Source organism: Sphingobium vermicomposti, assembly GCF_011762025.1.
GTDB classification, from domain to species: Bacteria; Pseudomonadota; Alphaproteobacteria; order Sphingomonadales; family Sphingomonadaceae; genus Sphingobium; species Sphingobium vermicomposti.
This window is the reverse complement of the sequence record NZ_JAASQR010000001.1, coordinates 814,447-831,584: the sequence shown is the minus strand read 5'-3', so window position 1 is coordinate 831,584 and position 17,138 is coordinate 814,447. Positions and strand designations below refer to the sequence as shown.

General features: G+C 63.1%; 14 protein-coding genes. 7 read left to right on the top strand and 7 right to left on the bottom strand.

Going from position 1 to position 17,138, the window contains the following annotated elements; genetic code table 11:
* Positions 1–3: 3 nt before the first annotated feature.
* The 4 genes from xseA (at position 4) to FHS54_RS04035 (ending at position 5,853) form a co-directional block, all read left to right on the top strand.
* Entirely contained in the window at positions 4–1,509 is a 1,506-nt protein-coding gene (gene xseA, locus FHS54_RS04050; protein WP_167302472.1) for an exodeoxyribonuclease VII large subunit, read from the top strand.
* Between the two features lie 33 nt (positions 1,510–1,542).
* Entirely contained in the window at positions 1,543–1,752 is a 210-nt protein-coding gene (locus tag FHS54_RS04045) for a DUF2093 domain-containing protein (protein WP_167302471.1), read from the top strand.
* 40 nt (positions 1,753–1,792) lie between these two features.
* A complete protein-coding gene (locus tag FHS54_RS04040) occupies positions 1,793–2,620 on the top strand; it encodes a M23 family metallopeptidase (RefSeq protein WP_167302701.1) in 828 nt (275 codons plus the stop codon).
* A 323-nt stretch (positions 2,621–2,943) separates the two neighbouring features.
* Positions 2,944–5,853, top strand: a complete 2,910-nt coding sequence (locus FHS54_RS04035; protein ID WP_167302470.1) for a TonB-dependent receptor domain-containing protein — start codon at positions 2,944–2,946, stop codon at positions 5,851–5,853.
* Between the two features lie 52 nt (positions 5,854–5,905).
* Here the strand turns inward: FHS54_RS04035 and clpB are convergent, their stop codons facing one another.
* Positions 5,906–8,485: an ATP-dependent chaperone ClpB gene (clpB, locus tag FHS54_RS04030; RefSeq protein ID WP_167302469.1), complete on the bottom strand. Its 2,580-nt coding sequence runs from the start codon at positions 8,483–8,485 to the stop codon at positions 5,906–5,908.
* A gap of 246 nt (positions 8,486–8,731) precedes the next feature.
* Here clpB and FHS54_RS04025 point away from each other — a divergent pair, with 246 nt between their 5' ends.
* From FHS54_RS04025 to FHS54_RS04015, 3 genes are all read left to right on the top strand, one after another.
* The gene (locus FHS54_RS04025; protein ID WP_167302468.1) at positions 8,732–11,608 is read left to right on the top strand and encodes a M16 family metallopeptidase; all 2,877 of its coding nucleotides are present in this window, start codon (positions 8,732–8,734) and stop codon (positions 11,606–11,608) included.
* 22 nt (positions 11,609–11,630) lie between these two features.
* A complete protein-coding gene (locus FHS54_RS04020) occupies positions 11,631–11,933 on the top strand; it encodes a hypothetical protein (protein WP_167302700.1) in 303 nt (100 codons plus the stop codon).
* Between the two features lie 115 nt (positions 11,934–12,048).
* Entirely contained in the window at positions 12,049–12,429 is a 381-nt protein-coding gene (locus FHS54_RS04015) for a MarR family winged helix-turn-helix transcriptional regulator (RefSeq protein WP_341785929.1), read from the top strand.
* An 88-nt stretch (positions 12,430–12,517) separates the two neighbouring features.
* On the opposite strand, the gene pal is transcribed toward FHS54_RS04015, so the two are convergent.
* The 6 genes from pal to ybgC all read right to left on the bottom strand — a co-directional run bounded on the left by pal (position 12,518) and on the right by ybgC (position 17,056).
* Positions 12,518–13,030: a peptidoglycan-associated lipoprotein Pal gene (gene pal, locus FHS54_RS04010; protein ID WP_167302466.1), complete on the bottom strand. Its 513-nt coding sequence runs from the start codon at positions 13,028–13,030 to the stop codon at positions 12,518–12,520.
* A 76-nt stretch (positions 13,031–13,106) separates the two neighbouring features.
* A complete protein-coding gene (gene tolB / locus FHS54_RS04005) occupies positions 13,107–14,444 on the bottom strand; it encodes a Tol-Pal system beta propeller repeat protein TolB (protein WP_167302465.1) in 1,338 nt (445 codons plus the stop codon).
* A complete protein-coding gene (locus FHS54_RS04000; protein WP_167302464.1) occupies positions 14,441–15,355 on the bottom strand; it encodes a TonB C-terminal domain-containing protein in 915 nt (304 codons plus the stop codon). The genes tolB and FHS54_RS04000 overlap by 4 nt, the downstream gene beginning before the upstream one ends.
* An 18-nt stretch (positions 15,356–15,373) precedes the next feature.
* On the bottom strand, positions 15,374–15,853 hold the full coding sequence (gene tolR, locus FHS54_RS03995) for a protein TolR (protein WP_167302463.1): 480 nt from the start codon (positions 15,851–15,853) through the stop codon (positions 15,374–15,376).
* A 16-nt stretch (positions 15,854–15,869) separates the two neighbouring features.
* Positions 15,870–16,589: a protein TolQ gene (tolQ, locus tag FHS54_RS03990; RefSeq protein WP_167302462.1), complete on the bottom strand. Its 720-nt coding sequence runs from the start codon at positions 16,587–16,589 to the stop codon at positions 15,870–15,872.
* Positions 16,586–17,056 (bottom strand): tol-pal system-associated acyl-CoA thioesterase, encoded by a 471-nt coding sequence (gene ybgC / locus FHS54_RS03985; RefSeq protein WP_167302461.1) that lies wholly within the window; start codon positions 17,054–17,056, stop codon positions 16,586–16,588. The genes tolQ and ybgC overlap by 4 nt, the downstream gene beginning before the upstream one ends.
* Positions 17,057–17,138: the final 82 nt, after the last annotated feature.

Here is a 17,138-nt window from a genome sequence, read left to right as displayed (position 1 = left end):
CCGATGTCCCCGGAATTTGAAGCTGGTATCGATGCGTCGGCCCGCCTGTTAGCCGAGGAACGGGCAGGGGACAACGCGCCGCCGCTGTCGGTGAGCGAATTGTCCGCGATATTGAAGCGCACGGTAGAGGATCGTTTCGGTCATGTGCGGTTGCGCGGTGAGATTTCGGGCTTCAAGCGGGCAGCGTCGGGACACATTTATCTTTGCCTCAAGGATGATAATGCCGTCATCGACGGCGTGATGTGGAAGGGCGGCGCGGCCCGGCTCCCGTTCTCGCCGCAGGACGGGGTCGAGGTGATCGCCACCGGCAAGCTCACCACCTATCCCGGCCGGTCCAAATATCAGATCGTCATCGAACGGATGGAACTGGCGGGTGAAGGCGCGCTCATGGCGCTGCTGGAAAAGCTGAAGGCCAGGCTGAGCGCGGAAGGATTGTTCGACGGCAGCCGCAAGCGGCGATTGCCTTTCATGCCCCGCACCATCGGCGTGGTGACATCGCCCACCGGCGCGGTCATCCGCGATATCCTTCATCGGCTGGAGGATCGTTGCCCGACCCATGTGCTTGTGTGGCCCGTGCTGGTGCAGGGGCAGGGGGCCGCCGAGCAGGTCGCGCGGGCGGTGCGCGGCTTTAGTGCGATGCAGGCGGACGGGCCGATCCCGCGCCCCGACCTGGTGATCGTGGCGCGCGGCGGTGGGTCGATAGAGGATCTTTGGAGCTTCAACGAGGAAATCGTCGTCCGCGCCGTGGCTGAATGTTCGATTCCGATCATCTCCGCCGTGGGCCATGAAACCGATACGACGCTGTGCGATCATGCCGCCGACATGCGCGCGCCGACCCCAACGGCAGCAGCCGAAATGGCGGTCCCGGTACGCGCCGACCTAGTGACCATGTTAAGGGAACAGGGGCTCCGCATGGAGCGCGCCGTGCGTCGCAGCGCCGGGCAGGCGCGTGAGCGTCTGGACATGCAAATGCGGTTGATGCCGACGCTCGATACGTTGCTCGCGCCACAGCGGCAAAGGCTGGACCAACTGTCGGACAATCTGGGCAATGGCCTGCGCCACCGCCTGGCCGATGCCCGTGCGCACCTCAATCAGGCAGGCGGCGCTCTCCGCCCTGCGCTGCTCCACCAGCATCTCAGCCGCGCCAGGGAGCGCGTCGACCGCCTTCGCCTGCGCCCCGACTATCTCACCCGTATTTTCCAGGATCAGGCGACGGCATTCGATCGCCTGTCGCGGCTGTTCGTCTCGGTCAATCCCGACCTGCCGCTTCGCCGTGGTTTTGCGCGGGTCATGGCAGCAGGGCAGCTGGTGAAGTCGGTGGCTGGGGCGCAGGCCGCCGGGACGGTGACGCTTCATTTCGCCGATGGCGCGATAGGCGCGGCAATCGATGGCGGCCCGCCGTCCGACCCTCTTGAGAAGCCACAACCGCAGGCTATATCCCCTATAGCCCGTCCGTCGCGCAAGCCGCGTGAGAGCGAAGAACGCCGACAGCAGGACCTGTTTTCCTGATGCGGCATGATCTGAAAAAGGCCGACTGAACTCATGCTGATGTCCAACCGTGATCGTCCGGCCCGGCTGCATTACATGGCCTACAGCTTCCGCGTCCTGCAGGCGGGCGATCATGTCGTCTGCGCGGTGACGGGTCAGAAAATCCCGCTCGACGACCTGCGCTACTGGAGCATCGCGCGGCAGGAGCCTTATGCGAGCGCCGAAGTTTCTGCCCAGGCGGAATTGAGGGCACGGGGCGAATAGACGGGTGGGCATTGATCGGGTGTATGAACGGCTGGCGGTGATGCTGCGGATGATGGTCGTGGCGCTGGCGATTGCCACGGTTGCCGCTCCTTCCCTTGCTTCACCAACGGACATCATTCTGTCGGGACCAGCCGTGCAAGGCGGCATTCTCACCGGCATGGCACCATCTGGCACGGTAGAAATGCGGCTGGATGACCAGCCGGTTCCAATCGGCGCGGATGGCCGCTTCCTCATCGGATTTGACTGCGACGCCTTGCCGCAAGCGCGCCTGACGGCGCGCTTTGCTGATGGACGCACGACAGATCGTTCGATTGCCGTGTCGCCGGGGAGCTGGCGGATAGAGCGGGTGAACGCGCCGTTGCGTGCTGGCCGGAGCAGTGAAGCTTTCCTCGCCCTGCGCCGACCCGAACTCGAACAGATCGCGGCGGCCCGGGCGAAGGTGACCGGCGCGCAGGGGTGGCGACAGGCATTTCTGTGGCCGCGCATCGGACGCATATCAGGTCTGTTCGGATCGCAACGCATCTATCAGGGCGTGCCGGGCTCCTATCATGGCGGCATTGATATAGCCGGAGCAACCGGAGAGCCTGTCGTCGCGCCCGCCGATGGCGTGGTCATATTGGCTGCCGATCGCCCCTTCACGCTGGAAGGGCGGCTGTTGATGATCGACCATGGCCATGGTCTCAGCAGCGCTTTCCTGCATCTTTCCCGCATCGACGTGAAATTGGGGGATGCCGTCGTGCGTGGGCAGCGGATCGGCGCTGTCGGCGCGACTGGCCGCGCAACGGGGCCGCATCTTCATTGGGGTCTCCGCTGGAACGACGCCCGCATCGATCCCCTACGTCTGGCAGGGCCGATGCCCGCTCAGTGACACCCCCTGCTCTCCTGAAGAGCAATTTTATCGCACTGCCGGGCAGGGGGCGGAAATCAAAGTTTCCCAGACCTTCGCAGGCCTATAACAATGTTATTGAACAATCGTTCAGCTCGCCTTGAAACCCGTTGTGGCAAATTTACGACAGTATAATAGCAAAGTGTGCGATGCGTCTGACATTGCTTTACACTCTTAAAACGACTGCGCAGACTAGCATGCAGCGCGCATGACGAAGGGTTTGCTGTCGGGCTTTCCACCCTTTTCCTGCGCCATAAAAATGCCGCAGGACTCCCCTGCGTGCTTCCAGAGCAAGGGACTGGACCGTGAAACAATTTATCAAGTCAGCGCTGCTGACCAACGGGGCCGCTGCGTCTGCGATCGCGATCGCAACCATGGGGCTGTTCACTTCCTTCCAGGCAGTTGCACAGGACACTGTGCAATCTGACGCCGCAGAGGGAGAGACGGCAACCATCATCGTGACCGGGTCACGTATTGCCCGACCGGACCTGACGTCCAATTCGCCCATTTCGATCATTTCAGCCGATACGATCAAATTGTCCGGGGCTACCTCCGTTGAAGACGTGCTCCGTGACATCCCCCAGGCCGTTCCGGGCATCGGCGGTCAAACCAACAATGGTAATGAAGGCGCGGCTACGATCGACCTGCGCAATCTGGAGGAGAAGCGGACGCTGGTCCTCATCGATGGCAAGCGGTTCGTACCCTACAACAATGACGGCATCGTCGACGTCAACATGATCCCTGCGGCGTTGATCAAGCGCGTGGACGTTGTGACTGGCGGTGCTTCGGCTGTTTATGGGTCCGACGCGGTTGCGGGGGTCGTCAACTTCATACTTGATGACGAGTTCAAGGGTTTCAAGGCAGACGCGCAATATGGCATTACGAGCCGTGGAGACGCGCGGACGTTCGACGCCAGCCTGACCTATGGCACCAGCTTCAACGAAGGGCGCGGGCATATCGTCGTGAACGGCGGATATACCACGACTGCCGCCCTCAGCCAGGGTCGGCGCAGCTTTTCCGAATTCGCGTTGGGCCAGGCGGATCTTCAGCCGTCAGGCAGCCTTACCGACACGCCGGGCAATATCTCGGACAGCTTTCCCACCATTTGTTCGCAAGCCGATATCGATGACGGCAACTGCTTCGCCCAGTTCCGGCCGAACGGCGATCTGGGGCCGGTGGTCGGTTCGTTCAACTTCAATCCCTACAACCTCTTCCAGGCCCCGCAGGAACGATATCAGGCGCACGCCCTGCTCAAATATGAATTTTCCGATTCAGCCCGTTTCTTTGGCCGGGTTTCCTACGTCGATACCCAGGTGAAGACGATCCTCGCACCGTCGGGCACCTTCTTCTTCCCCTTCACGGTGAACCTCGACAATCCCTTCCTGTCGGATCAGGCCCGCACCATATTGTCGCCGCTGGATACGGATAATGACGGTAACGTGGACATAGCCTTCGGCCGTCGCACGACCGAACTGGGTACGCGCGATTCCATCTATCGCAACAAGGCCCTGCAATTTGTCGGCGGCTTGCGCGGAGACATTACCGACTCCCTCAATTATGAGGTGTTCGCGCAATATGGCCAGGTGAAGCGCAGGCAGCAGTATCTGAACGATATTGATTTCGCCAAGACGCAGCAGGGCCTGCTGGTCCGCAATGTGGGCGGCGTGCCTACCTGCATCGATCCCAGCAATGGCTGCGTCCCCGTCAACCTGTTCGGTGCCGGTAACCTGACGCCGGAGGCCGGGCAGTTCATCCGTCTCGATCTGGAAGCGGTGGACAAGACGACGCAGTTCGTTGCTGGTGCGTCGCTCGCCGGGGATATGTTCACGCTTCCTACCGCGTCGTCGGCGGCTGGCTTTGCGGTCGGCGCGGAATATCGCCGGGAAAAGACGGTGTCCCGGCCAGATGCTAATCTGGTCGCGGGTAACTCGCCTGGCTTCGGGTCGCAGTCGCCCATTGACGCCAAATATACGGTGAAGGAACTGTTCGCGGAAATCCGCGTGCCGCTGCTGGAGGACATGCCCTTCGCACAAGCCCTGACATTTGAGGGCGGCCTGCGCTATTCCAAATATAGTAGCGACGTCACCAACCTCGTCACTGGCGGCACATTTGCAAACAGCTTTACCAACTGGACCTTCAAGGCCGGCGGCGAGTGGGAGCCGACCCAGGGCCTGCGCGTGCGCGGCCTCTATCAGCGGGCCGTAAGGGCGCCCAATCTGGCGGAGCTGGGCGAACCCCGCACCTCCAGCACCGGGGATCTGGAAAGTGATCCCTGCGCTGGCTCCAACCCCGTGGGTAACGCGGCCTTGACGCAACTATGCCTCGACACGGGGGTTCCTGCCGGGCGGATCGGCACCGTCAACGGTCCAATCGCTGGTCAGATCAACAATTATATCGGCGGCAATCCCGTCCTGACGCCGGAAAAGTCGGACACCTTCAGCATCGGCCTGGTCCTTGCGCCACGCCAGTTGCCTGGCTTCACTGCCTCGATCGACTATTTCGATATCAAGGTGAAGAATGCGATCACCCAGTTTTCCGAACAGGTCATTATCGATGCCTGCTACGAACAGGAGCAGGACCCTAACGGCTTCTTCTGTCAGCTGATCAGTCGCAACCCCCTCAACGGGTCGCTGAGCGGCGGCACGGAAACCGGCGTCGACGCTAGCACGCTCAATGCTGCATCGTTGAAGCGTACCGGCATCGACATTGCCGCCGCCTATCAGTTCAAGATTGGCGAGGATGCCCGTCTGCAATTCGGCATCAACGCGACGCGCGCGATCAAGTCGGTGGATCAGCCCGCCGCCATCTTCCCCTCCTATGACTGCGTCGGTCTGGTGGGCAAGACCTGCTTGCGGCCTCAGCCGAAATGGCAGTTCGTCCAGAACACGCAGCTGGACTATGGCCCCGTCAGCCTGCTGCTTCGCTGGCGCTATATCGGTAAGCTCACCAAGGACGACATTGTCCTGAACGGGGCCGATCCGGCGGACTTCGTCGTCCCGGTAATCGGCGCACGCAGCTATTTCGATCTCAGCGGCACGGTTCGCGTTGCTGAACGCTTCCAGCTGCGCGGCGGCATCAACAATCTGTTCGACAAGAAGCCGCCGGTCGTCGGCAATGATTATGGCGGCACCATCGAAAACAGCGGCAATACCTTCCCCGCCACTTATGATCCGCTTGGCAGGTCATTCTTCATAGGCGCATCGGTTACATTCTGATTGTCCATGGCTCGACCTGAGAAGGGGCGGCAGCGCAACTGCCGCCCCTTTTTCATGCGATGCTCAGCTGCAACGCCCCGTCACCCTCATCGACCTTCACCGTTGCCCCGTCGGGCACCTCGCCGCGCAGGATCAGGTCGGCGAGCGGGTCCTGAAGGTAGCGCTGCACCGCGCGCTTCAATGGCCGTGCGCCATAGACCGGATCATAGCCGACCCGGCCCAGCCACGCCCGCGCGCCGTCCGTCAAGTCCAGCGTCACCTTGCGGTCCTTCAGCAGCTTGCCGATCCGCGCAACCTGAATGTCGACGATCGGGGCCATATGGTCCGCGCCCAGGCGATGGAACAGGATCACCTCGTCCAGCCGGTTCAGGAATTCCGGTCGGAAATGCGCCCGGACGATATCCATCACCTGGTCCTCGACCTTCTCCACCGGCTCGTCGTCGGCAAGGCTGGCGATGAACTGGCTGCCCAGGTTGGATGTCAGCACGATGATCGTGTTGGTGAAATCGACCGTGCGCCCCTGCCCATCGGTCAGGCGGCCATCGTCCAGCACCTGCAGCAACACGTTGAACACGTCGCCATGCGCCTTTTCCACCTCGTCAAACAGGATGACCTGATAGGGCCGCCGCCGCACCGCCTCGGTCAGCACGCCGCCTTCCTCATAACCGACATAGCCCGGAGGCGCGCCGATCAACCGGGCGACCGAATGCTTCTCCATGAACTCGCTCATGTCGATGCGCACCATCGCACTGTCGTCGTCGAACAGGAAACCGGCCAACGCCTTGGTCAGCTCTGTCTTGCCGACGCCGGTCGGGCCTAGGAACAGGAAAGACCCAAGCGGTCGGTTCGGGTCCTGCAAGCCCGCCCGCGAACGACGCACGGCGGTCGACACGGCCTTCACCGCATCGGCCTGGCCAATGACGCGCTTGGCGAGTTCGGCCTCCATGGCCAGCAGCTTTTCGCGTTCGCCTTCCAACATCTTGTCGACCGGGATGCCGGTCCAGCGGCTGACGATCGAAGCGATGTCCTCGCTCGTCACTTCTTCGCGCAGCATCGCGCCCTCGGTGGCGCCTTCGGCCTCGGCGATCCTGCGCTCCAGTTCGGGGATGCGCCCATAAGCCAGCTCGCCCGCTTTCGCGAGGTCGCCCGCCCGCTGCGCCTGTTCCAGTTCCATTCGCGCGGCGTCCAGCTGCTCCTTGAGCTTGCTTTCGCCTGCGATCTTGTCCTTTTCCGCCTGCCAGCGCTGGGTGAGTTCCGCCGACTGCTGTTCAAGGTTCGCCAGATCCTCTTCCAGCGCCGCCAGGCGATCCTTGGACGCCTTGTCGCTTTCCTTTTTCAGCGCCTCCCGCTCGATCTTGAGCTGGATGATCCGCCGGTCGAGCGTCTCGATCTCCTCAGGCTTGCTCTCCACCTCCATGCGCAGGCGGCTGGCGGCCTCGTCCATCAGGTCGATGGCCTTGTCGGGCAGGAAGCGGTCAGTGATGTAACGGTTGGACAGCATTGCCGCCGACACGATCGCGCCATCGGTGATCCGCACGCCATGGTGCAGTTCGTATTTTTCCTTCAGCCCGCGCAGGATGGAGATGGTATCCTCCACCGTCGGCTCGCCCACGAAGACGGGCTGGAAGCGCCGCTGCAGCGCGGGGTCCTTCTCAACATGTTTGCGATATTCGTCGAGCGTCGTCGCGCCGATACAGTGCAACTCGCCGCGTGCGAGCGCAGGCTTCAGCAGATTGCCCGCGTCCATCGCGCCTTCGGACTTGCCCGCGCCGACCAGCGTGTGCATTTCGTCGATGAACAGCACGATCTGGCCTTCCGCGCCCTTCACCTCGTCCAGCACGCCCTTCAGCCGCTCCTCGAACTCGCCGCGATATTTCGCGCCCGCGATCAGCGAACCCATGTCCAGCGCCATCAGCGTCCGGTCCTTCAGCGTGTCGGGCACGTCGCCATTGGCGATGCGCAACGCCAGGCCTTCGGCGATGGCGGTCTTGCCAACGCCAGGGTCGCCGATCAGCACCGGGTTGTTCTTGGTCCGGCGAGCCAGAATCTGGATCGTCCGACGGATTTCCTCGTCGCGACCGATTACGGGGTCCAGCTTGCCCTCGCGCGCCGCTTCGGTCAGGTCGCGGGCGAATTTCTTGAGCGCGTCATAGCGATCCTCCGCGCCCGCCGTGTCGGCTGTCCGCCCGCCGCGCAGATCGTTGATCGCCGCGTTAAGCCCTTCCGCCTTCACGCCCGCCGCGCTCAGCGCCTTGCCCGCTGCGCTGGTCGTGGCAAGGGCCAGCGCCAGCAGCAGCCGTTCGACCGTGACGAAGCTGTCGCCTGCCTTCGCCGCGATCTGTTCGGCGCTATCCAGCACCCGCACCGCATCATTGTCCAAGCCCGGCGTCTGCTGCGCGCCTCCGCCCGAAACGGCGGGCACCTTGGCCAGCGCCGCATCCGTTTCGCGCAGCGCCACGGCGGGGTCGCCGCCTGCGGCCTTGATTAGGCCGGACGCCATGCCTTGCTGGTCCTCCAGCAACGCTTTCAACAGATGTTCCGGGCTGATCCGCTGATGACTCATGCGGATCGCAACGGTCTGCGCCGACTGGAGAAAGCCCTTGGCGCGGTCGGTGAATTTTTCGAGGTTCATAGGAAGCCCTTCGTGAAACTTGCCACGATGTAATGTTGCATAAATGACACACAAGAGGCGCTATGCAAATATCCTTAGCATCGCCGCGCGCCCTGAGCAAAGCTGCCCATATTTGAGGGAGATAAGCCCTGCTTGCGCCGCTCATCATATCCCAATCATATTGCGCCGTCCCCATGCGCCGCTATGCTGCGGTCACCGTAGCTTCCCCGGCCATGGTCTCCAGCTTTTGATGAGGGCGCCTCACACATGACATTTTCCTCCACCGCGCGCCGTCTGGCTTTGTCGCTCGGCCTGTCGTCCTTGAGCCTCTCCCTCATCGCCTTTCCCACCCCTGCCGCGCTCGCTGCCCCCGCTGCCCAGACGGCTCCCGCACCGCTCTCCAGCCTCGTGTCCGCCGTCGACATTCCGTACGAACAGTTCACGCTGAGCAATGGGTTGCGCGTCATCGTCCATACCGACCGCAAGGCTCCCGTGGTCGCGGTGTCGGTCTGGTATCATGTGGGGTCGCGCTTCGAGCCCAAGGGCAAGACCGGCTTTGCCCATCTGTTCGAACATCTGATGTTCTACGGTTCGGAAAATGCCGATGGACCCTTTTTCGGACGGCTGGAGGATATCGGCGCGACCGATTGGAACGGCACGACCTGGTTCGACCGCACCAACTATTTTGAAACGGTGCCGACCGGCGCGCTCGACCGGGCGTTGTTCCTGGAATCAGATCGCATGGGTCATTTGCTGGGCGCGGTTACGCAGGCAAAGCTCGATACGCAGCGCGGCGTTGTGCAGAATGAAAAGCGGATGGGCGAAAATGAGCCCTATGGCCTGGTGGAATATGCGCAGCTGGCCGCCATGCTGCCGGAAGGGCATCCCTATCGCCACTCGACGATCGGGTCGATGGCGGACCTGAACGCCGCCAGCCTTGCCGACGTGCAAAACTGGTTCAGGACGCATTACGGCCCTAACAATGCCGTGCTGGTGCTGGCTGGCGACATCGATGTGCCGACCGCCAAGGCGAAGGTCGAAAAATGGTTTGGCAATATCCCGGCGGGTCCGGCACCCGTGGACGTCGACGCGACGGTCCCCACGCTGGACCAGGATGTCGACAAGCTGATGCACGACAATGTCGCTGCGACCCGGCTTTATCGCAACTGGATCGTGCCGGGCGTCAATTCCGAGGACCTGCCACAGCTTGACCTTGCCATGTCGGTGTTCGGCGGGCTCAGCTCGTCGCGGCTCGATAATATATTGGTGCGCGGCGAAAAGGTCGCGGTGGGTGTGAAGGCCAGCGTCCAGTCGTTCGAAAAGCTGTCGATTGCCGAGATAACCGTCGATGTGAAGCCGGGGCAGGACCCGGTCGCCGTCGGCAAGCGCTTGGACCAGCTGCTCGCCGACTATCTGAAAAATGGCCCCAGCGCCGATGAAGTCCGGCGCGCGGCGACCCGGCAGTTGTCCGGCACGATCGGCGGTCTGGAGAAAGTGGGCGGTTTCAGTGGCAAAGCGGTGACGCTGGCCGAAGGCGCGGTTTATTCCGACGATCCGGGCAAATATAAGAAGGATCTGGCCGCTTACGCCGCCGCGACGCCGCAGTCGGTGAGTGCGGCGGCGCGCAAATGGTTGGGGCGGCCTATATTCCGACTGACCGTGGCACCGGGGCAGCGGTCGGCGCAGGATAATGCGCTGGCGGGCAATGCCACCCACCGCCCGGCCTATTTCCGCGATCCCAACAAGCCATCGCCCGCTGCCGCGACGCCGCCAGCGCCCACGAAAATCGCAGAGCCGGCGATTCAGCCGGTCAAGGATCTGGATTTCCCGAACGTCGAGCGTGCGAAGCTGAAAAACGGCATCCCGGTCATATTCGCTCGGCGCGCGACCGTGCCGGTGGTGCGTGTCTCGGTATCGTTCGACGCCGGCAATGCGGCGGATGACAAGGAAAAGCTGGGCGTCGCAGGGCTGACGACGGCGCTGCTGGATGAAGGAACGGCGACCCGCACCTCCATCCAGATCGCCGAAGAACAGGAAAGGCTGGGCGCGTCGATCAGCGCGGGCAACGGCATGGACAGCACCACTGTCGGCCTATACGCGCTCAAGCCCAATCTGGACGCGTCACTGGGGCTGCTCGCCGATATCATTCGCAACCCCGCCTTCGCCCCGGCGGAGGTGGAGCGGCTGCGGGGCCAGTTGCTGACGCGCATCGCGGCGGAAAAGACCGAACCGATGCCGATCGCCCAGCGACTGCTGCCGCCCCTGCTATATGGAAAGGCGCATCCCTATGGCATTCCGTTCACGGGGTCCGGCACCGAAAGCGGCGTGAAGGCAGCGACGCGCGCGGATATGATCGCGTTCCACGACACATGGATGCGGCCCGACAATGCGACCATCTTCGTAACGGGCGATACCAACCTGGCCGACATCATGCCGCTGCTGGAAAAGCGGTTCGGCGACTGGAAGGCTCCGGCGGTCGCCAAGGGTACGAAGCTGTTCCGCATGGACCGCATGATGCGTCCAGCGCGCATCATCCTGGTGGACAAGCCGCAAAGCCCGCAGTCGATGATCTTGGCGGGCCTGCTAACCAACAAGCGCGGCACTGACAATCCGGTGACGTTGACCACCGCGAACGAGGTGCTGGGCGGCAGTTCGACGTCGCGGCTGATCATGAACCTGCGGGAAACGAAAGGCTGGGCCTATTATGCGGGCAGCGCGCTGCCGGGGGTGAAGGAAACCATTCCGTTGCTGATCTATGCGCCGGTGCAGACCGACAAGACCGGCGAATCCATCATCGCGGCGCGCCAGGATGTGACGGATTTCCTGACGGCAAAGGGTACGACGCTGGCTGAGCGCAACCAGACGATCAACAGCCAGATCTTGTCGCTGCCGGGCAGCTTCGAAACATCGTCCGATCTGTTGGGCGCGATGATGCGCAACCGCCTGCTGGGGCGGCCCGACGACTTTTATGAAAAGCTGCCCGATATCTACCGGGCCATGACCCCGGCCGACCTTGACCAGGCGGCGCGGGAAGCGATCAATCCCGACCGGCTGATCTGGGTCGTGGTCGGCGATGCGAAGCTTGTGCGGCCGCAGCTTGACGCGGTGGGCCTGCCCGTTGAAATGGGTACACTTGCCGATTGATGGCAGCGAAGGAGATTGCATGATGCCGAATGTCGATGGTGCCTATGACTGCGTGGCAAAAACACCCTTGGGCGACCAGAAGGGCGTTTTTACGGTCATCAGCACGGGGGACAGTTTCAACGGCACCTTCGCAGGCATGATGGGCTCCCTCGACGTGGCCGATGGCAAAGTCGACGGCGACAAGCTGACCTGGAAGATGAACATGACGCTCCCCATGCCGATGACGATGGATTGCGAAGCGGTCGTGGACGGTGATGCCATCAACGGCACCATGCAGTTGGGCGCATTCGGTGCGGCTGGCTTTTCCGGCGCGCGGCGCGCGTGAAAGGCTGCGGTGGCGCGGTCGATAATATCGCCGCCCACTAACCCTTATGTCCCGCTCTGACCTGACATATTCGCTGGTTCAGAAAATGCCGCAGGTGGCGCGAAGCTGGCGGCATTTGACGGATGAAGCCTTAGCGCAGTTCGGGGTTTCGGCCAGCGCGGGCTGGTGCCTTGTGCACCTTGCCCGGCTGGGCCCCGACGTGCGGCAGGCGGACCTGGCCGAACAGCTGGGCATCACGCAGCCATCGCTGGTGCGCACGCTGGATCAGCTGGCCACCATGGGGCTGATCGAACGCCTTCCCCACCCCAAGGACAAGAGGTCGAACCACGTTCAATTCACGCCTGCGGGCAGCAACCTGGCCGCGCGGATAGAGGCGCGGCTGGACGGTTTGACACGGGAGTTGTTCGACGATCTGCCCGACACGGCGGTCGAGATTACCGTGAATGTCATGGAACTGATCGGACGCCGCATCGCGGAGCGGCGCAAGCTGCCTTAGCTGCTCCCCGCGAGGGTAGGCGGGAATGAAAAAGCCCGCCGATCTGTTGACCGGCGGGCTTCCTAAAGCCTGGTGCGACCCGACGGCTTTAATATTGGACGGTGACGGTCACCGCGCGGCGGTTCTGCGCCCAGGCGGATTCGTCCGAACCCAGCGCCGCCGGGCGTTCCTTGCCATAGCTTACCGTGTTGATCCGGCCGGGGTCGATGCCCAGCGATGCAAGATAGTTTTTCGCAGCATTGGCGCGGCGTTCCCCCAAGGCGATGTTATAATCGCGCGTGCCGCGTTCGTCGGCATGGCCTTCAATCGTGACGCGGACATTGGGGTTTTGCTGCAACCATGCGGACTGGCTCTGCAAGGTCTGCTGGTCCTGGGCATCGACATCATATTGGTCGGTGTCGAAAAAGATTCGGTCGGACGCGACCGACGCCACGAAATCTTCCTGGCTGCCCTTGACCGGGCCGGTGGGCGTCGTGCCGATGCCGGTCTGCGCGCTGGGGTCACCGGCGGGCGGTGGCGGCAGGTCCTTGGGTGCCTTCTTGCCGCAAGCGGCGAGGGCAAGGACGGAAACGGCGATCAGGAGGGGGCGGGACAGTTTCATCGGGATCTCCTTGAAGAGAGTTGAAATCCGCAGCGTTGATCATGTCGTTACGCTGTCGGGACGATCTGGTTCCATATCAGGGCAGCAATGGACCCCAGGCAGGGTCGGAACCGCTGAGCGGCGTGGGGATACGGCGTTCGTTAACCCCGGTCAGGTCGACCTGCCACACTTGGCTGCTGCCCTGGCGACCGGCGCTGGTGCGGAAATATTGCAGCACCCGTCCATTGGGGGACCAGGTCGGCTGCTCGTCCTGCCAGCCATTGGTCAGGATCCGCTCATTATCGCCGGTCGGCGTCATGACCGCGATCTTGAAATCGCCCGCGATCTTGGTGAAGGCGATGAGGTCGCCGCGCGGGCTCCATTCGGGCGTCGCATAGCGCCCACCGCCATGGCTGATCCGGCGCTGGGCTGAACCATCGGCGTTCATGACATAGATTTGCTGGCTGCCCGACCGATCGCTTTCAAACACGATCTTCGTTCCGTCGGGTGAATAGCTACCGCCCACATCGATGCCCGGCGCGTTGGTGAGCCGCACCGGCGTCCCGCCGCCGGCAGGCACGCGATAAATGTCGGTGTTGCCGGCGACGGCCATGGAAAAGAGGATGGTGCGACCATCCGGGGACCAGCGCGGGGCAAAGGTCGGATTGCTGCTTTCGGTCACCAGCCGCTGCCTGCCAGTGCCGATGTCATAGACATAGATGCGCACCCGGTTGTTCAGATAGCTCACATAAACGATCGACTTATAGTCGGGGGAAAATCGCGGCGTGAGCGCGAGCGACTGGCCATTGGTGATGAAGCGGTGGTTCGCGCCGTCGGAATCCATGATGGCAAGCCGCTTGGTGCGGTTCCCCTTCGGTCCGCTCTCGGCGATATAGGCGATGCGGCTGTCGAAGAAGGGGCTTTCCCCAGACAGCCGGGCATAGATGGCGTCGGCGCATTTGTGCGCAGCGCGCCGCCAGTCGCGCGGGGCGACGACATAGCCCTGACGGGTCAATTCCTGCTTCAGCGCTACATCGTAGAGGTAGCAGCCCACCGTGATGTCGGCTTCCCCGCCCGTGGTGCGGACGAACCCCTGCACCAGCGCCTGATAAGCGCCCCATTTGTCATAGACGGGGTTGGTGACTTCCGGGAAAGCGATAGTAGGGATGCCGCCCGGCCCGGACGGATCGAACAGGCCGGACCCTTTGAGGTCGGTCGCGATGACTTCCGCGATCTTGCGACCGAGTTCGGTCGATGATCCTGCAGGCGTGGAGACTTCGGCCTGCGCCGGAAGCGCCGGGACCACGATCTTGAGATTGCTTTCAATCTCGCCGGTAACGTCCACGGACAGCTGCGCCATGGCAGCGGGGGCTGTGGCCAGGGCGATCAGGGCGGTGGCGGCCACGCTCAGGCGGCGCAACAGGGTCGTCATCATCGGTTCAGCCTCGCATCAAAACGAAGTGGCCGCAGCCATTTCCATTGTTCGTAAAATTCAGGCGGCAAGTTGCGAAAAGGCGAAGCCAGCTTCACCGCCTGGATGGCGCGTTCCGCATGGATCTGCGCCTGCGGGCGGTTGCTGGCCGTCACCCCGCGCTGTTCGATCACTTCAGGCGCGCCGACGACACGGCCATTCTTGTCCAGCCGCACTTCCAGCAGGGTGACGAGCTGATCGGCATCCGCTCCCGACGGCGGACGCCAATGTGGTTTGAGCTGGCGGCGAATTTCGGCGTCCAGCGCCGCCTTCTGCGCCGGACCCAAGGTGGCAGCCGGGGCTGGTGCGGGCTTGCGCGGCGCGTCGGCTTCGGTGTCGATGCCTTTCAGGAAGTCCTTGCCCAGCATCGAGCCGCGCGGTTTCTGCGCTTTTCCCTCGCCTGATGCGCGTGCAGGCGAGTCAGCCTTGGGCTTGGCCTTCGCCTTCTGCTGCGCCGGGGCGGGCGCTGCTGCGGCCTTTGGCTTGGGCGGCGTAGGCTTGGCCTTTACAGCCGGTTTTTCGGGCGCGGGCTTGGGCTTGGGCGCAGCCTTGGGCACATCCTTGCGGGGCGGGGATGGCTTTTTGGGCGGTGGCGCGGGTTCCGGCTCCGGCGCGGGGGCCGGTTCTGGCAAAGCGGCAGGCGCGGCGTCTTCGGTCGGGCCTTCTTCGGGCGCGACGCTGGGCGGTGGCGGCTGCGTGGACAGGCGGGGTGCCATCGATTCCAGCGCAACCTCATCGATCAGGCTCACGTCCATCGGCGGCGAATTGAGCTTGAGCGGATTGGGCGTGGCCAGGAAACCGGCGGACAGGAGTCCGAACAGCAGGACATGTCCCGCCGTCGCTACGCCAAGGCCGATTTTCTCCGCGCTCTCCATCCCCGGTCCCTATGGCTCCTATTCTGAACCGCTGCTGACAGTCGCGGCGGATGCATCGCCGCCCTCACTGCCCGTGCTGACGAGCGCGACTTTGTTCAGGCCTGCGCGGTTCAGTTCCCCCATCACCCGCATCACCCGGCCATAATCAAGGGCGGTGTCGGCGCGCAGGAAAATCTGGGGCGGATCGGGTTGTCCGGCATTGGCCGACATGATCTCCGCCAGCCGGTCGGGCAGGTCGACGTCGCTCACCTGATCGTCGTCGATGAAGATCGCGCCATCGCGATCGACCGACACGACCTTGGGCTGCTGGTCCTGGTCAAGCCCCTTGGCGCGTGTTTCCGGCAGGTTCACGGGCACGCCCGTCACCAGCAACGGGGCCGTCACCATGAAGATGATGAGCAGCACCAGCATGACATCGACCAGCGGAGTGACGTTGATGTCCGCCATCGGCGCGCGGCCACGCCCGCGGCGGCCGGAAGGAGGTCCCGACATGGCCATTATATGTCTGCTCCCGTCACCGCTGCGCCTCCAGCTCGCGGCTCAGCGTGGAATAGAAACCGTCGGCAAAGCGGGTCAGCTTGGCTTCCATCCGGTTGATGCCATGGCTGAAGCGATTATAGGCGATGACTGCTGGAATAGCTGCGAACAGGCCGATGGCGGTGGCGAACAATGCTTCCGCAATGCCGGGCGCGACGACGGCGAGCGAGCTATTCTGTTCAGCCGCAATCGCGGTGAACGCGCGCATGATGCCCCATACCGTGCCGAACAGCCCGACGAAGGGCGCGACCGCCCCAATGGTGGCAAGGATGTTCAGCCGATCGGACAGGCGATCGATTTCCGTCGCGATGGTGCTCGACATGCTGGTCGATAGCCGGTCGCGTGTCCCTTCGCGGTCTATGACCTTTTGCGCGGTGGATCGCCGCCATTCGGTGACGCCTGCGGCCATCACCTTGGCAGCGGGAAAGTCCGCCTTGCCCCGTGCTTCAAAGAAGCGGTCGATATCCTCGGCCTTCCAGAAATCATCCTCGAACGCGCTGCTTTGACGGCTGGCGCGGCGCAGGGTGAAGGTAAAGCCGATAATCATCGCCCAGGTCCAGATGCTGGCGAGCAAAAGCCCCAGCATCACCACCTTTACGACGATGTCCGCCTGCAGGAACAGGACGAGCGGCGAAATGGTGGCGGCTTGCGCGGCGGCGCCGGCTGCTGCGCCCATGCCGGGCATCATTAGGCTCATGGGTTGATGTCTTCCCCTGTCATCAAACGGCTAAAAATATCGATCCAGGGCCTTGGTTGCCGCTGTGGACGGCCCTGTTGCGTCAGGAAGGCGACCGAAACTTCGCCATCCGTCAGTAATTCCTCGCCGCGCCTGACTCTCTGATGAATGGCGCAGGTCGCGGCCCCGAATGCAGTCACGCGGCTTTCCACCATCAGGTCATCGTCCAGCCGCGCCGGGCGGCGATAGCGGATCTTGATGTCCGTGACAGCATAGACGCCATCACCCGCTTCATGCGTCGCGCGCTGGTCGATCCCGGCGACGCGCAGCATGTCGGACCGTGCCCGCTCCATATAGCGCAGGTAATTGGCGTGATAGACCAGACCCGATAGATCCGTATCCTCGAAATAGACGCGCAGGGGAAAATGATGCGCCGCGCCGATGAACCTTCCGGTCGCCGGCGCGGGCATGGGCACAAAAGCGGACATGCGCGGCCTTTTAGCCATCATGCAGCCGCAGCGCAAAGACGGAAATAACCGTCATGAAACCATTCTGCCGGGCAGGTGGGGC